The organism is Deltaproteobacteria bacterium, from assembly GCA_021737785.1.
Taxonomy (GTDB): Bacteria; Desulfobacterota; DSM-4660; order Desulfatiglandales; family Desulfatiglandaceae; genus AUK324.
Genome location: JAIPDI010000073.1, coordinates 1 through 20,511 on the forward strand (window position 1 = coordinate 1; position 20,511 = coordinate 20,511).

Sequence of the window (20,511 nt, forward strand, 5' to 3'; positions counted from 1 at the left end):
GCAAAGGAACTCAATATCACCCGAGAACAGGTCTATGCCAAATACACGGCTCAGACCATAACTCAGAATCCCTGACAAAGTAGCGGGGCTTTCTCTTGATAACCCAGTTTCTCGTTCAATCCTTATATCGGAATTCCAGTCATCCTTGTTCCGCTTGCGCCAGGGCGTTGTTTGTGATAGGGATGGGATCGTTGCCGGTTACCGGTCGTCGGTTACGTGTGTAATTCTCTCTAGAACATCAAAAACTTCCATGAGCAGGGGACTATGGGAAGCACCGACAGGATCATCCCGGCTGTATCCGTTGCCATACCGGTGCTGAATGAAGCGATTACTTTAGCAGAAATCATCGACAAATGCAAACAATATTCCGATGATATCCTGATGATCGACGGTCATTCGGCGGATGAGAGCGTGTCCATCGCCCGCGCATCAGGGGCAAGGATCGTCTTTGACCACAAGAAGGGGAAAGGAGAGGCCATAAGGACTGCCATCCCCCACCTGAGGCGTGAGATCGTGGTCTTTGTGGACGCGGACGGGTCCCACGATCCCGATGATATCCCCAGACTGGTTCAGCCGATCCTGGACAACACGGCCGATCACGTATCGGGTTCCCGGCTTCTGGGAGGGTCGAGTGAACTGCACGGCGGGTTTGACGAGTGTTTCCGGCTCATGGGAAGTTCACTGATTACGGCCTGTATCAATCATCGCTTCGGGGTGAGGCTCTCGGAGAGCCAGAACGGATTTCGGGCCATACGCACCGATGTGCTCAGGGCCCTCGACCTGAGGGAAAATATCACGACCATCGAGCAGGAGATGATCATCAAGACGCTGAAAAAGGGATACCGGATGGCCGAAGTCCCGACCCATGAACAGAGGCGGAAGGCCGGGTATTCCAAGATCAGCGTCAGGAAGGTGGCCTTCCGGTACCTGTGGAGTATGATACGGTATTTGTATTTTTAGAAGCTCAAAGGTGAAAGCTCAAAGCTCAAAACTGAAAGCTCAAAGGGGAAAGCTGTAAGCTCAAAGGTGAAAGCTCAAAGCTCAAAGCTCAAAGGGAAAGAGGTTATCGGTTATCGGTTATCAGGGGGAGCGCCATGCTCCCTGCTCCCTGCCCGGAGGTGGTTCGTCTGGCTAAGGTACTATTACTGAATCCCCCCCATCCCGAAGGGAAGGGATTTACCCGTGAGGGCCGCTGTACCCAGGAGGCGGGGGTGTGGGCCACCCAGTGGCCCCCGGTGACCCTGGCGACTGCGGCCGCATTCCTGGAAAGAGACGGGCACCGGCTCAAGGTCATTGACTGCCCGGCAACGGGATTCAGCAATGTCGCACTGGATGGCCTGGTAAAGCGTTTTCAGCCTGATTTCGCTTTCTGGGGCACTGCAACCCCCACCCTGAATGCCGACCTGGACCTTGGCCGGTCTATCAAGGCGGCCGCTCCCCATGTTATCACCGGCGTGTTCGGCACCCATGTGACGGCCCTTCCCGAATCCGCCCTGAGCCGCCCCTGGATCGATATGGTGATCCGGCGGGAACCGGAGCAGACCATCCGCGAGATCTGCCTGGACCGGAATCGCCGCTGGGGGGAGATCAGCGGGCTCTCTTTCCGCAATGGGAACACACACGGGATCCGCCATACGCCGGACATGGCCTTTCTCGAACCGAATGCCATACCCGCACCGGCCTGGCGTCACCTGGATCTCTCCCCTTACCGCCTCCCCTTGAGAGGCACCCCGTTTCTCATTGTCGCGCCCATCCGCGGCTGCCCTTACGCGTGCAGTTTCTGTACGGCCCCCCTCTATTACGGGAGAAGGCTCAGGAAACGGCCCGTCGCCAAGGTCATTGATGAAATAGCGGATAATATGTCACGCTTCAATGTGCGGGACGTCTTCATATGGGCCGACACCTTTACGGCCGACAGGGCATATGTCAAGGCCTTTTCCTGTGAAATCCTTAACCGGGGGCTCAGGATATCGTGGACCTGCAACAGCCGCGTGGATACGGTGGACAGGGAAATGCTGTGGTTGATGAAGACCGCAGGCCTCTGGATGATCAGCTTCGGTCTGGAATCCGGGAATCCGCATGTGCTTCAGCAGGCAGGAAAAGGGATTTCCGTTGACCAGTCCCGGCGTGCCGTCGTCATGGCCCATGAACTCGGGATAAGGACCTCAGGTCATTTTGTCTTGGGACTGCCCGGCGAAACAGAAAGGGCCATGCGTCAGACACTTTGCCTGGCTTTGGATCTCCCCCTGGATATTGCCCAGTTTTACGCGGCAGCGCCCTTTCCAGGCACCCGCCTGTACGATCTGGCCTCAAAAGAGGGGTGGATCAGGAAGGACGGCCTTTTCGCCCAGGACCATGCAGGGATGGACCTCCCCGGCCTGCCCGGCCACAGGGTGGAGGAATTCCGACGATACGCCTACAAGAGATTCTATGGGCGACCGGGAGCCCTTTTACGGCTCCTGACCCTGACCAAGCCAAGCGCCGTCCACCATATGATCCGCAACATGCCCCGCTTTCTCGGCTGGGTGCGTTAGGAGCAGGGAGCAGGGAGCAGGGGGCTGGGAGTATGAAGTATGGAGCAGGCGCGCCTCCTCTACCCCTCTTCCCTTTCAGCTTTCAGCTTTGAGCTTTCCCGCTTCCCCCTGATAACCGATAACTGATAACTTCATTTTCCCTCACAGCCCCAGGTTATCCAGCTTATCCGGATCGGCTATTTTCGGATTCTTGAAATTGAGGAGATGGTTGAACTCATGCCCCAGAATCGCTTGGTTGACAACGATCTTGTCCCCCACCCGTTTTCCGAAAAGACATATCTCATTCTTGGTGTTGGCATAGCCCGCAATCGGGGATCCATAGGCTGCGGCCTTTTCCCAGTTAAAGTGCTTTCGATCCCCCACAATAAACACCCTGACCTTCTCAATTTCGATAACCTCGTACACGTCAGGCGTATTCTCGATGGAGGCAAATCCCTGCTGAATGAAATCAAACCCCATCTTTCGATATTCAGTGACATGAGCGCTGCATCCGGCTAGGGCGCATACCCCTCCCAGACAGAATAGAACGCGTCTGATATTCCTCATTTTCATGGGCAGTGAATTTCCTTCTCTGTTTCGTTCAGTAATTCCTCTGCCCTGTTTATCGGTGATTTTCTGAAAATCTTTAGATGAAATTGGAGCAGGGAGCGCGGTGCAGGGAGTATGGAGTATGGAGTAGGCGCGCCTCCGTCCACCCCCTTCCCTTTCAGCTTTCAGCTTTGAGCTTCCACCTTCCCTCCCTGAGAACCGATAACCTCTTTCCCTTTCCCTTTCCCCTTTCACCTTTGAGCTTTGCGCTTTGAGCTTCCACCTTCCCCGCTTTCACCTTTGAGCTTTGCGCTTTGCGCTTTGCGCTTCCACCTTCCCCGCTTTCACCTTGCAGACCCATCCGATCGATGCTAAGATGCCCCCCGGAAATCAACAGGCAGGCACTGATCTTCAGGAAACACAAACCGTCGTTGAGAAGGCGTTTCCCTCCCACGGGAAATGCGTTGCATCGATTCACTGCACGCGTCGAACTTCTCCGGGACACTGAAAGAGACCACGGCCATGACGTACATCTTAGGTATCTGGGACGGGCACGATGCCGGGGCCGCGCTCCTGAAGGGCGATCATGTGCTTTTTGCCATCAACGAAGAGCGATTGAGCCGGCGGAAACTGGAGGTGGGATTTCCCTCCCTCTCGATCCGTGCCTGCCTCGATTACCAAGGGATCCGGGCGTCTTCGCTGCGGGAAGTGGCCCTCTCCACCACCGACCCGGCCAAAACCCTCACGCGTCTGGCCCCGGGTCTGAAAGAGGAGTACTACCTCATCCGCCGGAGGAAAAAGAGGCCCGGCCGTTGGGACCCGTTTAAAAAGGGATTCAAGTACCGGTTTACCGAACTGGCCCCGAATGCCCTCACCCGTTGTCTTACCCGCAATTATGCCGCACGGGAGCTCACGTCCAGAGGCTTTGCCCGCTTCAACCTCTCTGTTCTGGATCATCATCAGTGCCATGCCGAGGCCGCGGCCCGGTCGAGCGGATTGGAAAGATGTCTGGTGCTGACCCTCGACGGGGTCGGTGACGGCCTGTCCGGATCCCTGTGGCGGTTCAAAGGGGCTCGCCTCCATCTTATCCGAAGGCTCCCTTCCCGCACCTCCCTGGGAATCTTTTTCGAGCACGTCACCAATCTCATGAATATGCGGGAATTGGAGGATGAAGGGAAGGTCATGGCCCTGGCCAACTATGCCTACCCGATCACAGATGGTGACAATCCCCTCATGCGCCTGATCAATGTGCGGGGGCTGGACCTGGTCTCCCCCTTCACCTCCACGGGAATGTACAATGAACTCAAGAAAATACTCTGGCAGTACCCGTCCGAGCAGTTCGCCTACATGGCCCAGCGGGTCCTGGAAAAAAGGACTCTGACTCTGATCCGAAACGCACTTGACCTCACAGCCGAGCGCAATGTGGCCCTTTCAGGAGGCGTGTTTTCCAATATCAAGTTGAACATGAAGATCGCCGAACTCCCCGAATCAGACCATGTGTTTGTCTTTCCGCACATGGGGGACGGGGGCCTTGCCCTGGGTGCGGCCATGGGGATCAATTACGAGCGGTTCGGGATCGGCCGCTACACCCTCCGGGATCTCTCCCTCGGCCCTGACTTTTCAGAAGGCGACATGCTTGCCTCGCTCACATCATGGGGGTTCCCCTATGTGAAATTGGATGATGCACCCGGTCGCGCTGCAAGTCTTGTACTGGATGGCGAGATCATTTTCTGGCTTCAGGGACGGATGGAGATAGGGCCAAGGGCGCTGGGGAACCGGAGCATCGTGGCCAGACCTGACCGGAAGGAAATTAAAGACCGCCTTAACCTGGTCCTGAAAAAACGGGTCTGGTACCAGCCCTTCTGCCCCTCCATGCTCAGCGATGACGCCCACGGCCTCCTTCACCTGGAAGGGCAGGAGATCCGGGACAACCGGTTTATGACCACGGCATTCAGGGTCCGCGAAAGATATCGGCAAATGATGGAAGGGGTCACCAATATTGACGGGACCTGCCGCCCCCACTTTGTAGGGGATGAAAATCCCCGTTTTCGCAGCCTTTTGAGAGGGGTCAAAGAGGGACTCGGCATGGGCGTGGTTCTCAACACCAGCTTTAACATTCACGGCGAGCCGATGGTGTGCACCCCCAATGACGCCCTGGACATGTTCAGCCGGACCCGGGTAAGATATCTGTTCCTGGGGGATTTCCTGGTTACGAAGAAGGAAAGCTGAGAAGCGCAAAGCTGGAAAGCTCAAAGCTGAAAGCTCAAAGGGGAAAGGGGAAGACGTTATCGGTTATCAATGGGAGCTCCGTGCTCCGTGCTCCATCAGCTCAAAGCTCAAAGCTCAAAGGGGGAAGGGAAAGACGTTATCGGTGATCGGTTATCAGGGGTGAGGCGCCATGTTCCCTGCTCCCTGCTCCCTGCTCCCTGCTCCCTGCTCCACCACAGGATGATACATGAGGACACTTCAAAGGATTTATCATCACCGGTTTTACCCCCTGGTTCTTGTCTTCGCCTACCTCTGTCTCCTGGGCATTGACGTAACCCTCCTGGATTACCTGTCTAAGGGAGACATAACAAACCTTCTGAAGAAGTGGGTCCCGTGGGGCCTGAAGATAAATTTTTTCCTTCTACTCATTTCTCTTGTCCTTTGCTACCGGGACTTTAGGAATCTGATCGGGCGATTCCTGAACAAGAAGGGCCTCCTCCTGGGGATTCTCGTCATCTTCGCCTTTTTAATGACCGCTTTGGTGGTCCCACGCACCCATCGCATCTATTATGACGAGGACATCTATGCCAATGTGGGGCAGAATATCGCATTCATCACCCAGACCGGGTATTGCAATTACGGCACATTTGAATACGGCGAATATTATCCCCACTGGATAACCTACAACAAGGAACCCAGCGGATGGCCGTTTCTCATCAGCCTGATGTTCCAGGTGTTCGGCGTCAATGAACTTTATGCGTTCCTGCTCAACAACCTCTTTTTTGCGGCCGGTGTCCTGACAGCCTTTTTCATCACCTTCCAGGTGACCGGGCGCTATGTTGCCGCGTTTCTGTCCGCGCTTGCCTTCACCCTTATCCCCCACAATTTGATATGGTCCAACACCGCGGCGGCAGAACCCTCCTCCGCCCTTTTCGCCGGGCTCACTTTCCTTTCACTAATGGTCTTTCTCAAGACCGGGGAGGACAGGCATCTCTTCCTCGCCTCCCTGATACTCCCCTTTGCCTGTCAGATGCGGCCCGAATCCCTCTTTCTGGTTCCCCTGGCCGCCGGGGTCCTTCTGGTGGTCTCTCCCCGGACATTTGCCCATAGAAAATTATGGACCTTTACCCTCCTGACCACCCTCTTCTTCCTCCCCCACATCCTCCACTTCCATGCGGTCAGCGGTCACTCGTGGGGCGCGGAAGGGAGCAAGTTCTCCCTGGCGTTCCTGGGACACAATCTCTCCACCAACGGGCTGTACTATCTCAATGACCGGCAGTTTCCCGTGGTACTGACAGTATTGGCGGCATCGGGTCTTTTCTGTTCCCGGGGGCTGGTGAAATGGCGGATCCTCCTTCTCATGTGGTTTCTCCTTTTCTGGGGGATCTTTCTCTTCTTCTATGCAGGAAGTTATCAGTATGGGGCGGATGTGCGGTTTGCCGTGCTGTCGTTCATGCCCCTCGCAATTCTGGCCGGGATAGGGGGAGGATGGGTGAGGGACAGGCTGGCGGCTGGATACTGGACACTGGATACTGGGCGCGGCATATCGGATGCTCTCCGGAGCGCATCCAAGATCCCGCAGGAAGCGACACAGCAGGGATGCTTGGGGCAGCATAACGGCCTGACGGGCCTCGCTTCAGCCCTGGTAGTACTGCTCATGGCATTTGCCTTTCTGAAATTCGTCCCTCTTGTCAGCAGGGTGGGCCAGGAGGCCTGGGGCTCGCGCTATGACCACACCTATGCCCGGGAATTCATCACCAAAATCCCCAAACGATCCATTGTCCTGACCCAGAATCCCACGATGTTCCTGTTGTGGAATCAGAATGCCATTCAGACCTATGCGGGGATCAACAATCCCGACCTGATCAGAGATCTGATGGAGCGCTATCAGGGACATGTCTATTTCCACCACAATTACTGGTGCAATACCCAGAACGAACGAAACCGCAGGCTCTGCCAGGGGATCAGGGATAACTATCATCTGGAAGAGGTCGCAAGGGCAAAAGAACAGAATTATGAATACGGGCTGTACAGGATGCGGTTCAAGGAGGGTGAAGGCGGAAAACGCGATGCCCAAAGGTGACCCCAGTGAAATCCCCTGCGGGGAACTCCGATGGAGTTATTTCACGGGGTAAAAAGCTCAAAGGAAAGGAAAATCCCAACCAGGAATGAGGAACCGGTTGTCAGTTAGCGCTTATCGGAGACCGGGGCCTGCGAAAAAGAAGCACGCCAAAAACAGCGACCATCACCAGCCCCCCTAACACGAGGTAGGCTTTGGACCAGACGGGGTGTTCCTCCACCTGGATGGTCCCTTTCAGATCCCATGAGTGGTGGGCATCCTTATGGTCGCACCCCACCAGCAGGTGATACGGGTTCAGGGGTTTCCCTTCCGATTCCAGACGCAACGGGATTTCCACAAGGGTTGCTTGTTCTGGGCCGAGCAGGAAGACCCGGTCGGGGGTTTTGGAGCTGAAGCCCTCAGGGAGATAGAGCTGCGCAGTGAGGCGAATCTCCTCCCGGCTGTTATTTTTGATGGACAGGGCCACGCTGCCCTCCCTGGCCCAGAATGCCTTCCTGTTGAAATCGGGACCTCTGGTCTGCATCTCAAGGGGGAGGCCCGGACCAGGCATTTCAGCTGTCCGGTAGGGGATCTCAAAGAAGTGAAATGCATGATGGGGAGTCCCGGTCTGCTCTTCAAAGTCCGCCCGAATGACGGCCGTGTATCTCCCCGGGAGAAGGCCGGGATCCATCAGGGTCTCTGTCAGGCGGATCTCCCCTCCGGCCGGGTTGTCGCCCAACCCGTCATAGCGCTTCACAAGATCGCCTAAGGTAAGAGAGACGCGGACCTTATGGGCCGTCGCATCACCCTTGTTTCGGACCTTGCATTCCAGCTCGATCGCGCCCCGGGCCGTAACGATCTGCCGGGTGGTGATGGATGTGCGTATCATCCCCCCGGTCACGGATGACGGCAGGAGGAATATGCTCAGGAGGACGGCCAGCCATAGGGGGGCGTGTTTCATGAATATCGGATACCGGGTATTGGATTTACGATGTAAAGGCATGGGGCATGGAGTCGTCAATCGGTTGGGTTCCCACCATAAGGTCCGGCATCAATCGATGGGGGTCATTTCGCTGAGACCGCCATGCAGTAAATGCCCTCCGCCTGGTAATAGATAGGTTCCGCCGTATAATCCATAGCCGGGGTGAGATCCAGGACAATCCGCAATGTATGCTTATCGCGATGAAAATGCGTACGCACCTGCCTCACCAACACGCCGTTAACAGGGATTTTGGAGTTCCCCTTCCAGGATTGCACGTCTTTTACGTCAATGACGATCCTCGGATTGCTTCCCTCAAGTGAAAACACCCGCGGATCGCAAAATCGGTTCAGCACAAAACAGACTCTCTCAATTCCGCTCTCGTCACCGGCAAACCGGATATCGCTTACAACCACCGGTTCAGCGGATGAGACGGCCGGCATGGCCATCATGAGCACTCCCCACCCACTCAGGGCTAAAACAAGTCTTAGCACTTTTGGCGCCATCCCCCTGACCTCCTGATTCCCTGCGTCGGCCTGACGGCCGCAACCAAATAAGGTATTGATGGGCCGATTCAAACAGGATCCCATATTAAGACAATCGCTTTTGAATGTCAAAATGGAAACAAACCCGCCTTCAACGGAATTGATCTTGACACGCATCACCCATTTTTTTTACCATGCCGGCCTGGATAAGGTCCATCGGGGACCTGCCGGAGCGTCGGCCTTGTGGTGCTTCTGCTTTCCGGCATCGACTGCCAAGTCGACGCCGCTCTTGTCAGTGCAAGGAGGATCTCATGATCACACTGCGTCATTTTGAACCGGGGGAGGTAATCATTGCCGAGAACGACCTGGGGGAAACGGCCTATATCATCGAGCAGGGAAAGGTCGAGGTCACCAAAGAGTTAAACGGCAAAAGGACCCATCTGGGAGACGTGGAGGTGGGGGAAACCTTCGGCGAGATGAGCATGATCGACGATAAGCCGCGGAGCGCCACGGTGACAGCCATAGAGCAGACCCTGGTGAGAGAGATCCACAGGGATGCTTTCTTTGAAAGCCTGCAGACCGATCCCGAAATAGCTGTCAATATTTTAAAGGTCCTCTTCGAACGTCTGAGAGAATCGCATGTAAAAATACTCCAGCTGCAGCAGGCTGCGCCCGATGCCTGTAAACGCATCTCCGAAGACACCGGCGAAAGACCGGTCCGGTCCGGGCCTGCTGTTTCCATGGAAGGATTAACCCCGGTGGCCGTACAATCCCTCCCGGAAAATCCGTTTAAGATAGAGGAATTTCCATTCCTGATAGGCAGAAAGAGCAGAGATCCCCTCTCCTACAATGATCTCAGAATTGCCGACACGGTCCCCCTTCAGATATCACGCCACCACATGGAGTTCGTCAAGGTGGGAGACCGGATAGGGGTCTCTGACCGGGGGAGCCATCTGGGGTCCATTGTGGACGGCCGGTTGCTCGGCGGTGACCAAGGGGGTCCCGGACCCCTTTTCTTTGAAGGCCCCGTAGGAACCCTCATTTTGGGGAACCCGGATTCTCCGTTCAAATACAGGATCAGGATTTTAGAATAAGGGATTGGGCAAATAAAAGCCCGGGCCTCCAATGTGGAGTTCCCAGGCTCTTTTCGCGTTTTTTTGGTGTGATTTTTGCGCTTCAGAATTTTGAAGCGCGGACTTAATTAAATGATATAAGCTCCAGAAATTATTTGAATGGTGGGCGGTGGGGGATTTGAACCCCCGGCTTCCACCGTGTGAGGATGGCACTCTCCCGCTGAGTTAACCGCCCGGCGTGTTTTTCTGATATCGTCGAATCAGGATGGGGCTTACGATACAATAAAGACAGAGGTCTGTAAACAAAAAAATTAGGCCATTCCCACCAGTTTTTTTGTGGCCCTCACCTCCTCTGCGGTGAGGTGCCGATACTCGCCCATCTTCAGATCCCCTAACTGCAGACTTCCAAATGCCGTCCGCATGAGATGAATCACCCTGTACCCGGCCGCTTCGACCATCCGCCGCACCTGACGGGATCTCCCCCTGGAGATGGTCATCCGGAGGATGCTCCGGTGCTCATTGCGGAGGATCAGATGGGTCTTTGACGGCCCGCTGGGTCCATCCTCCAGCAAGACCCCCTTCCCCAGCTCGGCCAGGGCCGGATCGGTGATCCTTCCGGCCACGGTGATTTTATAGGTGCGGGGCACGTGGTACCGGGGATGGGTGAGCCGGTGGGCCCAGTCCCCGTCATTGGTGAGGAGGAGAAGCCCCAGGGTATCAAAATCGAGGCGGCCGACCGGGTAGACCCTCTGGGGGAGATCTTTCACCAGATCGGTGACCAGCGGCCTCCCTGCCGGATCTTTAAGGGCGCAGATATACCCGAAAGGCTTATTGAGGATCAGATACACCCTTGCAGACGGGGCCGGGATCTCCCGGCCGTCCACCCGGATGGTGTCCGTTCCCCATATTGCCTGGGTCCCCAGTGCCTTTACCTGCTCCCCGTTGACCGTGACCCTGCCGGAACTGATCAGTTCATCGGCCTTCCGCCGCGAGGCCATGCCGGCGGAGGAGAGTATCTGATTAAGCCGTTGGGTCTTCCCGCTCTCCCGGGAATAGGAGCCCCTGTTCGTCACGGGCCGGCGAGGTCCCGTTTTCTTCGGATGCGTCATCAACCTCTCCATCCTCCTTCGGCATGTGTACGGCCGTCTCGTCGCCGGATCCAAAATCCTTCAGTTCCTTCAATTTCGGAAGGGATTCCAGATCGTTCAGGTCGAATACCTCAAGGAATCGTTTGGTGGTTCCATAGATGAGCGGCCTGCCGGGAATCGTTTTCCGTCCCATGATCCGGATCAGGTTCTTTTCCAGGAGCGTTCTCAGTATCCCCCCCGCATCCACGCCCCTGAACTGTTCGATTTCCTGACGGATAATCGGTTGTTTGTATGCGACAATGGCCAGGGTCTCCAGCGCGGCCCGGGATAACCGGGCAGGGGAACTTTTCAGCATCCTGAGGACATATGGGGCGTATGCCGGCCGGGTCCGTATCTGATACCCGTCCGCCACCTCCTTCAGGCAGAAGCTCCTCGCCATGTCTTCATAGGCGGCCTGTAGACCTTTCAGGGCGGCCTTGATATCCGGGAGCGGGGCGTCCGGAAGACACCTGTGGATCTCCTGCATGCTCAAGGGTTTGCTTGATGCGAAGAGGAGGGCCTCAATAATCAGTTCAAGCGGGTTGTCCATATTTGAAACCGTTCACGGCTCAGAGGGTCAGATCCGCGCTGATATCCTCTGTTCCATTGACATCAAAATTTGCAGCGAGACGGATATCGCCGTTATTGTAAGACGTCTGAAATACCTTGACCAGACCGACGTGAACCAGCTCCAGTAGCGCCAGGAAGGTGACGATGAACTCCGAAACACTTCGGTCTCCACTGAAGATCTCCTCAAAGAGCATCTCCTGCTTCTGCTTCAATAACGATAAAATAAGCCGGGATTTTTCCTTTACAGACCATTTTTCGTGTCTGAACGTCATCTGCATAGGGCCGGACCGGCCCTTTTCCATGATTTGCCTGAAGGCGTCGATCAACTGAAACAGATTGATATCCAGCCGGGGCTCCTCAGCATTCGGATCCGCCTCCTCCCAGGAACCGTCTTTCCTGGAAAAGACATCTCTGCCCAGGATCTCCCGCTCTGAGAGTTCCTGTGCCACCTCCTTGAGCCGCATGTATTCCAGGAGCGGTCGTGCAATTTCATCCCGCGGATCCTCATCCTCCTCTTCGTCCGAGCCGGGCAGCAACATCCTGGATTTAATATGGATCAGGGTGGCGGCCATGACCAGAAAATCGCCGGCAACGCTCATGTTGAGGGCCTTCATCATATCCAGATAGGCCAGGTACTGGTCGGTGATGGTGGTGATGGGGATATCGAAGATATCCACCTCATTTTTATGAATCAGGTGAAGCAGCAGGTCCAACGGCCCTTCGAAGATTTCCAATTTGACTTCGTAGTCCATCTATTAGTGCCTAAAGCGGATAACCGCAACCAAAACGGCTGTGTGCTGTCCCGTCATTCCGGCATGCCCTTAGCCGGAATCCAGTCCGCCGGTTTTCTGGATTCCGGCTGGAATCGTGCCGGAATGACGAAAGGCTAAGCGTGCAGTAGAGGGATGGCCATATTTTCTTGTTTTTTATGACCGAAGACCAGGTACTAAAATCGGCCTTGCCGGTCGCAAACGATAACAGTCTAAATCTTCACCGCCTCCCTGACCTCGGCCATGGTGCTTCGGGCAATGGCCCTCGACGTTTCATTTCCCTCTGCCACGATCTGTTTCACCCGGCCCATATCCGATTCCAGTTCCCTTCTCTTGGCCCGGATCGGTTCAAGTCCCTTCTTGAGGCCTGCGGCCATTATCCGTTTGCATTCCACGCACCCGATGGCTGCCGACGGGCAGTCCCTGCGGACGATCTCGATGGTTTCCGGTGTTGAATATATTTCATGAAAAGAGAAGACATTGCAGACGGCGGGATCACCGGGGTCGCTTTTCCTGGCGCGCTGGGGATCGGTAATCATCTGTGATACCTTGGCATCGATCTCCTCATCCGTATCTGTCAGGAATATGGCGTTGCCGTAGCTCTTGCTCATCTTGCGCCGGTCGAGCCCGAGGATCTTGGATGTGGGGGTCAGAAGGACGTCGGGAACAGGAAACACCTCCCCGTAGAGGTGATTAAACCGACGGGCGATTTCCCTCGTAAGTTCAACATGGGGGGCCTGGTCCTCGCCCACAGGGACCCCGTTGGCCTTGTACATCAGGATATCGGCCGCCTGGAGCACGGGATACCCCAAGAACCCATAGGTATACACATCCTTCTGCCTCAGCTCGGTGAGCTGTTCCTTGTATGTGGGGTTCCTCTCCAGCCAGGGAAGGGGCGTGATCATGGAAAAGATCAGGTAAAGCTCAGCATGCTCCTTGATTTCGGACTGGATAAAAAAGGTGGAAACCTCCGGATCGAGCCCCACTGAAATCCAATCGATAATAATGTCATATCTGCTCTCTCGAATGATATCGGGATGCGCATATTCACTGGTCAGGGCATGCCAGTCTGCGATGAAATAAAAACACCGGTATTGTTCCTGAAGCCGTTTCCAGTTCAGGAGGGCCCCGTGCAAGTGTCCCAGATGCATTTTTCCGGTAGGTCTCATGCCGCTTAGAATAGTTCCTTTGCTCATTTGATCATCTGCCCCTTTCGTGCAACAGACCGCCGAATGTCTCTTTTACAAAACAGATTTCGTCGTTCCGTGTCTTTACTAGATTGTTTACCCTGGCCTCCAGCAGTCTGTCAAAAATCTCTTTAAAAACAGGGCCTGACTTAAGGCCCATCTCCAACAGGTCTTTTCCGTCTATCAGGACCTTTGTCCCCTTCAACCGGGTAAAGTAAAAAGAGATGAGCCGCTTCATCTTTTCGTTTCCGGCCCTGGCCATCAGATAGAGCAATGTCTCCGTATCATATGGAAGAAGCAATGTATAGAGGTGATAATTGGACCCGTCGAACCTGTACAGCGTATCCAGAAGCCTCTCCCCGCCGCCTCCCATATGCGGCCGCTTCTGGGCGATGCCCAAATTCCCGGTGAGACGGTCGAAGGTATCACTATCGAGTCCGTGGGCCAGCCCGTACCAGTATATTTTCCATGGCTCAAAAGGTTCTTCCAGATAGAGGAGGTGATACCAGGCGATGACCTCCTTGATTTCTTCCAAAAGATTCCGGAGAAGCGGCGTGAGTTGGATATCGGGATGGATAAACTTCAACAGCTGCAGCTCGTTCATTCTGGTGATGATCTGAAGGGGGTCCGGTTCTTTCAGGATCAGTTTGAATTCCGCGAAGATCCGGTGGGACACGACGGCATCCACCCAGTTCATCTTGACGGCATTTTTGAGCAGCGAGAGGGTCAATTTCCCGATCTTGAAACCAAATCGCTGTTCAAACCTGACCGCACGGAGCATGCGGGTCGGGTCTTCCACAAAGCTCAGGTTATGGAGAACCCGCAGGACCTTTTCCTTGATGTCTTTCTGGGCCCCGAAGTAGTCGATAAGGGTCCCATAATGTTTCTTGTTCAGTTTGAGGGCAAGGGTGTTAACCGTGAAGTCCCTACGGTACAGATCCAGCTTCAGGGAACTGGTCTCCACGATGGGAGGGGCCCCCGGGGCCTCATAGTATTCTATCCTGGCAGTGGCCACATCAACCTTGAAACCGTCAGGAAAGATCAGCACCGCGGTCCCGAATTTCTGGTGGCTTCTGACCCGGACGCTGTGATGCCGGGCGAATTCCCGGGCGAACTCGATGCCGTCTCCCTCAATGACGATGTCCACATCCAGATTTTCGTGCTTCAGAAAGATATCCCTGACCAATCCTCCCACGAGATATGCATTATAGCCGAGTACATCGGCTACCTTACCGGAATCTTTGAGGAGGGTGATGAGTTTTTCAGGCAACCGGTCTCCCACGATCCCGGCCATGTTCTTCTTCCTGACCACAGGGGCGTTGTTCTTGGCATCATACACGAACTCGGGCGCCTCCGGATTCCCCAACAGGATCGTGAGGAGGTCGGTCCGGGTGATAACGCCTACCGCCTTCCCGTTTTCCACCACCGGAAGGATCCTCAGCCTCCCCCGGATGATTAATTCCTGAATTTCCTTCAGAGAGGTATCCGGGCGGACGGTTGAGAATTCAATATTCATGTATTCATGAACACGGATATCCCCAAGCCCGAAAAAAATCGCCTTTTCCACAATCTGACGCGTAATGTACCCTTCAAGGAGGCCGTCCTTCACCACCAGGAGGACGTTGATATTATACCGGGTCATGACCTCTGCGGCCCGCTTGACCGTCTCGGTGGAATCGATCTGTATGACCGGGGAAGACATCATGTCCACCGCCCTTCTGGCGGGATTGATGCGGGTATCCAGAAGGGCGTTCAGGGATCTCTCCACCTGAATCAGGGTCTGACCTTTAATGGTGGCCGAGGCCGCCTGGGAATGCCCGCCCCCTCCGAATGCCCGTGCGATCTCCCCGGCATTCACTTCATCTGTTCGGCTTCGGGCCACCAGATAGATCCGGTCATCCATCTGGGCCAGGGCAAAGACCACGTTGAGATTCTCCATCTCCATATATTTATGCACGAGCACTGCAAAATCGGCGGTATATTCCTCGGTGATCACCTTGGTGACGGCCACCTCCACCCCATTGACCATACGGGTCGCGGCGGATCGTGTCAGGTCGTTTAACAGCCACAGATGCTCTATGGTCAATTCGCGGGTGAGCATGTCCGAGATGACATTGTGGTCGGCCCCCTGCCGGGCAAGCCAGGCCGCAGCCTCGTAATCTTCGTCGGTTGTGGAAGCAAAGGTGAAGGATCCGGTGTCCTCGTGGATCCCGGTGCACATGATAGTGGCCTCGTCAGGGGTTACCGGGATATCCTTTTCCTGCAGAAGACGCGTCAGGATTGCCGTGGCCGAGCCTGTCCTGCGGATAACCTCCACATCCCCTCGAATATCGTCCGAGGAATCCGGATGATGGTCATAGATATGAATCTCCACATCCTTATGGTCTGCCAGCCGGGCGAATTTTCCGATGCGGCTCTTCTGCCGGGTATCTACCAGGATGAGCCGCTTGATGTGACCCAGATCGACCTGTTTTACCTTGGCAAAATTAAAGAGATAGGATACGGAATTGATGAAGAAATTTCTGAGATTTTTTTCCTGGGAACCCGGGAACACGAGCGTGGCGCCAGGGTAAAGCTTGCTGGCGGCTAACATGGAGGAGAGGGCATCAAAGTCGGCATTGATATGGGTGGTGATAACCTCTTCATGAATCTCCTGAGGCCCTTTTTTTCCCCTGTTTCCCATTTTTTCGGTTTTTGCCATGAGATGAACATATCATAAATCACGGGGATGGTCATCCCTCTCTCGTACGGGCTTCAGGTGTTAAGGTTCAGAACGTCAGAAAAGTGTAGGGCAACCATCACCCCTGATCATTCAGCCGCCCACCGTCCTATAGCCCCTTCAGCCGCTCTTCGTTTTCCTGCCTTTTCTTGCAGTTGATACAGAGCGTGGTCACAGGGCGCGCCTTGAGCCTCTCTTCGGAGATATCCTCGCCGCATTCTTCGCAGATTCCGAATGTCCCCTGGTCGAGCCTGGACAGGGCTTCCTTGACCTTTGAAATCAGCCTCCGTTCCCTGTCTCGAATACGGAGGGTAAAATTTCTTTCGGATTCCAGTGTCGCCCTGTCCGTAGGGTCCGGGAAGGTTTCGCCGTGATCGGTCATGCCGATGACGGTCTTGTTGGCTTCCTCTAAGAGCGCACTCAACCGATCGTTCAGCAACTCCCTGAAATATTCCTGATTCTCTTTACTCAACATCGTTTTCTCCAATTAAATAAATAAGACATCGCTTTTTATCACCGTTTCCAACTTCTGTAAAGCACGAAACCCTTCGGGCAGTCCCGCTGAAACTCCCGGGTGAACCTGCATAATGCCCAATGCAGGCTGCGCCCGCAACCCATTGGGGACCAAGTAACCGCACCAACCTCTGTGTGAGCGGCGTCCTCGCCGCGAAGATCGAGGCTAAAAACCTCTCCCACAAGACCCCGCCAAAACATGTTGCCTTCTTGCGTAGAAGTTCCGAACATAGATTCTAAGACGGCCTGACAGCCGCAATCAAAAGGGCATGGTGCAACGCCCAAGCAGTTTCCGGGCGCACGTGGGGATCTCTTTCTCCCGCCCAGGAGGCGGGACAAAAACCTGCCGACTGATCGTGTGAACGGCAGCAGGGCGTTACACCGCGGCGCGTTACAGCCCCAAAGATTCTATTTGGCCATCTTTTTCCAGAACCCCTTCGGTCTTCTTTTCTTGTCGGATAATGAAAGCTTTTCCGTTTCCGCAAAGGCATCCAGCAACTCTCTCTGGTGCTCTGTTATCTTTTGCGGTATCTTTACCACGACCTTGACGTACAGATCTCCCCGTTTGCGGTACCCTCTCAGGCTGGGCATCCCCTTGCCCGGCAGCCGGATCACCTCGCCCGGCTGGGTGCCGTCGGGGATCTCCAGTTCATGACCTTCTTCTTCGCCCAACACAGGGATGGTCAACGTATCGCCCAGGGCGGCCTGCACAAAAGAGATGGGGATCTCGCAGATGAGGTTTTCATCCTCCCGGGTAAAGAATGCATGCTCCTTGACGTGAATGACCACGAAAAGATCGCCGGAAGGTCCCCCCTCTTCCCCGGCCTCTCCTTCTCCTCTCAATCGCAATTGCGACCCGGTATCCACGCCGGCAGGGATCTTGACATGGAGGTTTTTTTCAGCCCTGACCTTACCGCCGCCCCTGCAGTCCGGGCATGGATCCGTGATGATCTGCCCCTGCCCATGGCAGGTGGGACAGGTGGTGCTGACCTGGAAAAATCCCTGGGACTGGATGACCTGGCCTCTTCCCTGGCAGGTGGTACAGGTGCGGGGCTGACTCCCCGGGGCAGATCCCGAGCCGGTGCAGGTCGCACATGTCTCCAACCGGTAAAAGGTGATCTCCTCTTCCTTTCCATGGAAGGCCTCTTCGAGGGTCAGTTCCATGTCATATCGAAGGCTTCTTCCCTGTCTGGCCCGGGACCTTCCTCCCCTGCCGCCAAAGCCAAAAAATCCCTCGAAGATATCTCCAAAGCTCGAAAAAATATCGTCAAATCCGCTGAATCCTCTGAAGCCCGTGCCCTCCAGACCTTCATGACCAAACCGGTCATAGATCTGTCGTTTCTGGGGGTCTCTTAAGACCTCGTAGGCCTCGGCCGCTTGCTTGAATTTTTCCTCCGCTTCCTTATCTCCGGGATTTCGGTCGGGGTGGTATTTCAGGGCCAGTTTTCGATACGATTTCTTGATCTCTTCACCGCCGCAGTCCCGGGAAACACTCAGGATCTCATAATAGTCTATTTTGTTGTTCACTTTTCTTCCGCTTCCTCTTCGATCTCATTCATTTCCGGCTCCAGGACGTCTGCTTCTTCTTGGATCTCATCCATTTTCGCCCCCGGGAGATCGTTTTGGTATTCGGTCAAGAGCCCTTCCTCCAGCAAGGACGCCGCATCAATCTCCATCGGGGCCTCAATCTGATCACTCAGCTGCCCTTTTCTCGCCTGGAAAACTTCGCCTGCGGCGATTTCTCTCAGCGCCACCACAATATCCTTGTTCTTACATACCACCTTGGGTTCTGCGCCCTTTTTCAGTTGACGTACCCGTTTTGCAGCCAGATGAATGAGCTGGAAACGGTTGTCCACATTATTCAAGCAGTCCTCCACTGTAATTCGTGCCATTGTCTGCTCCTGTCCGCCTCGTCGGCCTGGAAGGTGTTCTGATAGAAGTTACCCATTGAAAATAAACTTGGTAATATAAGACCTCTTATGCTAAATGTAAAGTGTAAATTGCCCCGGGCATCGATTCTCGTTCCCAACCCATCACTCACAAGGAGACGATTCCCATGTTAGCCAAGGTCCTCAGCAGCGCTGTTATCGGAATTGATGCCTACATGGTAGAGGTTGAGGTGGATATCTCCCAGGGCCTCCCCTCCTTTTCCACGGTGGGCCTGCCGGAAGGGGCGGTGAGGGAGAGCAAGGAGCGGGTCAAGGCGGCGGTCAAAAACTCAGGATATCACTTCCCCTCAGACCGGATCACCGTCAACCTGGCGCCCGCGGACATCAGAAAAGAGGGTTCGGCATTCGATCTTCCCATGGCCATCGGCATCCTGGTGGCCACAGGATTGGTGAACCGGACATCCTGCGACGGCTATGTGTTCCTGGGAGAACTGGCCCTGGACGGCCTCATCAGACCTGTCAGGGGGGTCCTGCCGATGGCCATTGCCGCAAGAGATCAGGGGCTCAAGGGGATATTTCTCCCCGTGGAAAACGCCCCCGAGGCAGCCGTGGTGGAAGGGATCGATATCTTCCCGGTCCATGCCCTGGCCCAGGTGATCGGTACGCTCAGGGGGATCAGCAGGATCGATCCCTTTATCGTAGACATCGACCGGCTCTTTCAGGCCCAGGCATCCGACATGGATTTCGTCGATGTCCGCGGCCAGGAGAACGCCAAGAGGGCCGTAGAAATAGCAGCGGCCGGCGGACATAATCTTATTATGATCGGACCGCCGGGTTCGGGCAAAACCATGCTGGCCAAACGCCTCCCTACCATACTCCCGGTCCTCAGTTTCGAGGAGTCTCTCGAAACGTCCAAGGTGTACAGTGTCATGGGATTGATGCCCCGAGATCACGGACTCATCACCACTCGTCCCTTCCGGGCGCCCCACCACACCATCTCGGATGCCGGCCTTATCGGAGGGGGTCAGAATCCCAAGCCCGGCGAGGTCAGTCTGGCACACAACGGCGTCTTGTTCCTGGACGAACTCCCGGAGTTCAGGAGGAACGTCCTGGAGGTCCTGAGGCAGCCGATGGAAGATGGGCTGGTAACCATTTCCCGTGCCGTCACCACGGTCGCCTATCCGGCCCAGTTCATGCTTGTGGCTGCCATGAATCCCTGCCCGTGCGGCTTCCTGGGGGATCCCAAGCGAGAGTGCACCTGCTCCACGCTGCAGATTCAGCGGTATCGGGCCAAGATATCCGGTCCCCTGCTGGACCGGATCGACCTCCACCTGGAGGTCCCGGCGGTGCCTTATAAAGATCTTTCAGGGATCTCTGAAGGGGCCGCCTCCGAAGAGATCCTGAAACGGGTGATGGCCGCCCGCAAACTTCAGGGAGAACGGCTGGCCCGCACCAAGATCTTCACCAATGCCCGGATGACCAGTCGTCACATCAAGCAGTTCTGCGAGATGGATTCCGAATCCGGTTCCCTCATGGAAAGGGCCATGGAACGATTCGGCCTGAGCGCCCGGGCACATGCCCGCATCCTCAAGATCGCGCGGACCATCGCCGATCTGGAGGCCAGCCCTGACATCTGCCCTCCCCACGTGGCAGAGGCCATCCAGTACCGTACCCTGGATCGGAAGATCTTGAGATAAGAGGCCCGCCGTGGTCTCCCCGTTGTCTCTTCAGCTAAGGCGGCCTAACAGCCGCAACCAAAAGGTTTCACCCAAGTCCCGGAAGCGTTCTGGACGCCCGTGGGGGTCTCTGTTCAAGAGCTGCAATAAAATGCGGTCGTATCGTTCGGCGGCCGCCCCCGGGCTCCGAATAA

At 55.4% G+C, this 20,511-nt stretch carries 17 protein-coding genes and 1 tRNA gene; 6 read left to right on the forward strand and 12 right to left on the reverse strand.

What is annotated here, in order from left to right; translation table 11 throughout:
* The first annotated feature begins 264 nt into the window (after positions 1-264).
* Both K9N21_22395 and K9N21_22400 read left to right on the forward strand, forming a co-directional pair.
* Positions 265-960 (forward strand): glycosyltransferase family 2 protein, encoded by a 696-nt coding sequence (locus K9N21_22395; GenBank protein MCF8146667.1) that lies wholly within the window; start codon positions 265-267, stop codon positions 958-960.
* 134 nt (positions 961-1,094) lie between these two features.
* Complete coding sequence (locus K9N21_22400) at positions 1,095-2,534, forward strand: B12-binding domain-containing radical SAM protein (protein ID MCF8146668.1); 1,440 nt, start codon at positions 1,095-1,097, stop codon at positions 2,532-2,534.
* Positions 2,535-2,675: 141 nt separating this feature from the next.
* On the opposite strand, the gene K9N21_22405 is transcribed toward K9N21_22400, so the two are convergent.
* Entirely contained in the window at positions 2,676-3,086 is a 411-nt protein-coding gene (locus tag K9N21_22405) for a hypothetical protein (GenBank protein ID MCF8146669.1), read from the reverse strand.
* Between the two features lie 435 nt (positions 3,087-3,521).
* On the opposite strand from K9N21_22405, the gene K9N21_22410 reads away from it, so the two are divergent.
* Together K9N21_22410 and K9N21_22415 are read left to right on the forward strand one after the other, a co-directional pair.
* The gene (locus tag K9N21_22410; GenBank protein MCF8146670.1) at positions 3,522-5,291 is read left to right on the forward strand and encodes a hypothetical protein; all 1,770 of its coding nucleotides are present in this window, start codon (positions 3,522-3,524) and stop codon (positions 5,289-5,291) included.
* A 226-nt stretch (positions 5,292-5,517) separates the two neighbouring features.
* The gene (locus K9N21_22415; protein MCF8146671.1) at positions 5,518-7,353 is read left to right on the forward strand and encodes a glycosyltransferase family 39 protein; all 1,836 of its coding nucleotides are present in this window, start codon (positions 5,518-5,520) and stop codon (positions 7,351-7,353) included.
* Between the two features lie 100 nt (positions 7,354-7,453).
* Here the strand turns inward: K9N21_22415 and K9N21_22420 are convergent, their stop codons facing one another.
* Entirely contained in the window at positions 7,454-8,332 is an 879-nt protein-coding gene (locus K9N21_22420) for a hypothetical protein (protein ID MCF8146672.1), read from the reverse strand.
* Positions 8,333-8,394: 62 nt separating this feature from the next.
* Positions 8,395-8,814, reverse strand: a complete 420-nt coding sequence (locus K9N21_22425; protein ID MCF8146673.1) for an AMIN domain-containing protein — start codon at positions 8,812-8,814, stop codon at positions 8,395-8,397.
* Between the two features lie 290 nt (positions 8,815-9,104).
* Here K9N21_22425 and K9N21_22430 point away from each other — a divergent pair, with 290 nt between their 5' ends.
* Positions 9,105-9,887 carry a cyclic nucleotide-binding domain-containing protein gene (locus tag K9N21_22430; GenBank protein MCF8146674.1) on the forward strand — a complete coding sequence of 261 codons (783 nt, stop codon included), beginning with the start codon at positions 9,105-9,107 and terminating at the stop codon, positions 9,885-9,887.
* Positions 9,888-10,026: 139 nt separating this feature from the next.
* On the opposite strand, the gene K9N21_22435 is transcribed toward K9N21_22430, so the two are convergent.
* The 9 genes from K9N21_22435 to rpoZ all read right to left on the reverse strand — a co-directional run bounded on the left by K9N21_22435 (position 10,027) and on the right by rpoZ (position 18,644).
* Positions 10,027-10,101, reverse strand: a tRNA-Val gene (locus K9N21_22435).
* Between the two features lie 76 nt (positions 10,102-10,177).
* A complete protein-coding gene (locus tag K9N21_22440; protein MCF8146675.1) occupies positions 10,178-10,975 on the reverse strand; it encodes an rRNA pseudouridine synthase in 798 nt (265 codons plus the stop codon).
* A complete protein-coding gene (gene scpB / locus K9N21_22445; protein MCF8146676.1) occupies positions 10,887-11,543 on the reverse strand; it encodes an SMC-Scp complex subunit ScpB in 657 nt (218 codons plus the stop codon). Before scpB ends, K9N21_22440 begins: the two co-directional genes overlap by 89 nt.
* A 19-nt stretch (positions 11,544-11,562) precedes the next feature.
* Positions 11,563-12,315: a segregation/condensation protein A gene (locus K9N21_22450; GenBank protein MCF8146677.1), complete on the reverse strand. Its 753-nt coding sequence runs from the start codon at positions 12,313-12,315 to the stop codon at positions 11,563-11,565.
* A gap of 230 nt (positions 12,316-12,545) precedes the next feature.
* Positions 12,546-13,529 carry a tryptophan--tRNA ligase gene (gene trpS / locus K9N21_22455; protein MCF8146678.1) on the reverse strand — a complete coding sequence of 328 codons (984 nt, stop codon included), beginning with the start codon at positions 13,527-13,529 and terminating at the stop codon, positions 12,546-12,548.
* Positions 13,530-13,533: 4 nt separating this feature from the next.
* Positions 13,534-16,203, reverse strand: a complete 2,670-nt coding sequence (locus K9N21_22460) for a CBS domain-containing protein (protein ID MCF8146679.1) — start codon at positions 16,201-16,203, stop codon at positions 13,534-13,536.
* A 145-nt stretch (positions 16,204-16,348) separates the two neighbouring features.
* Positions 16,349-16,714 (reverse strand): RNA polymerase-binding protein DksA, encoded by a 366-nt coding sequence (gene dksA / locus K9N21_22465; GenBank protein MCF8146680.1) that lies wholly within the window; start codon positions 16,712-16,714, stop codon positions 16,349-16,351.
* Between the two features lie 446 nt (positions 16,715-17,160).
* Positions 17,161-18,279 (reverse strand): molecular chaperone DnaJ, encoded by a 1,119-nt coding sequence (gene dnaJ / locus K9N21_22470; protein ID MCF8146681.1) that lies wholly within the window; start codon positions 18,277-18,279, stop codon positions 17,161-17,163.
* Positions 18,276-18,644, reverse strand: coding sequence for a DNA-directed RNA polymerase subunit omega (gene rpoZ / locus K9N21_22475; GenBank protein ID MCF8146682.1), 369 nt, complete (start codon positions 18,642-18,644; stop codon positions 18,276-18,278). Before rpoZ ends, dnaJ begins: the two co-directional genes overlap by 4 nt.
* A 164-nt stretch (positions 18,645-18,808) precedes the next feature.
* On the opposite strand from rpoZ, the gene K9N21_22480 reads away from it, so the two are divergent.
* Complete coding sequence (locus K9N21_22480; GenBank protein MCF8146683.1) at positions 18,809-20,338, forward strand: YifB family Mg chelatase-like AAA ATPase; 1,530 nt, start codon at positions 18,809-18,811, stop codon at positions 20,336-20,338.
* The last annotated feature ends 173 nt before the right edge of the window (positions 20,339-20,511 follow it).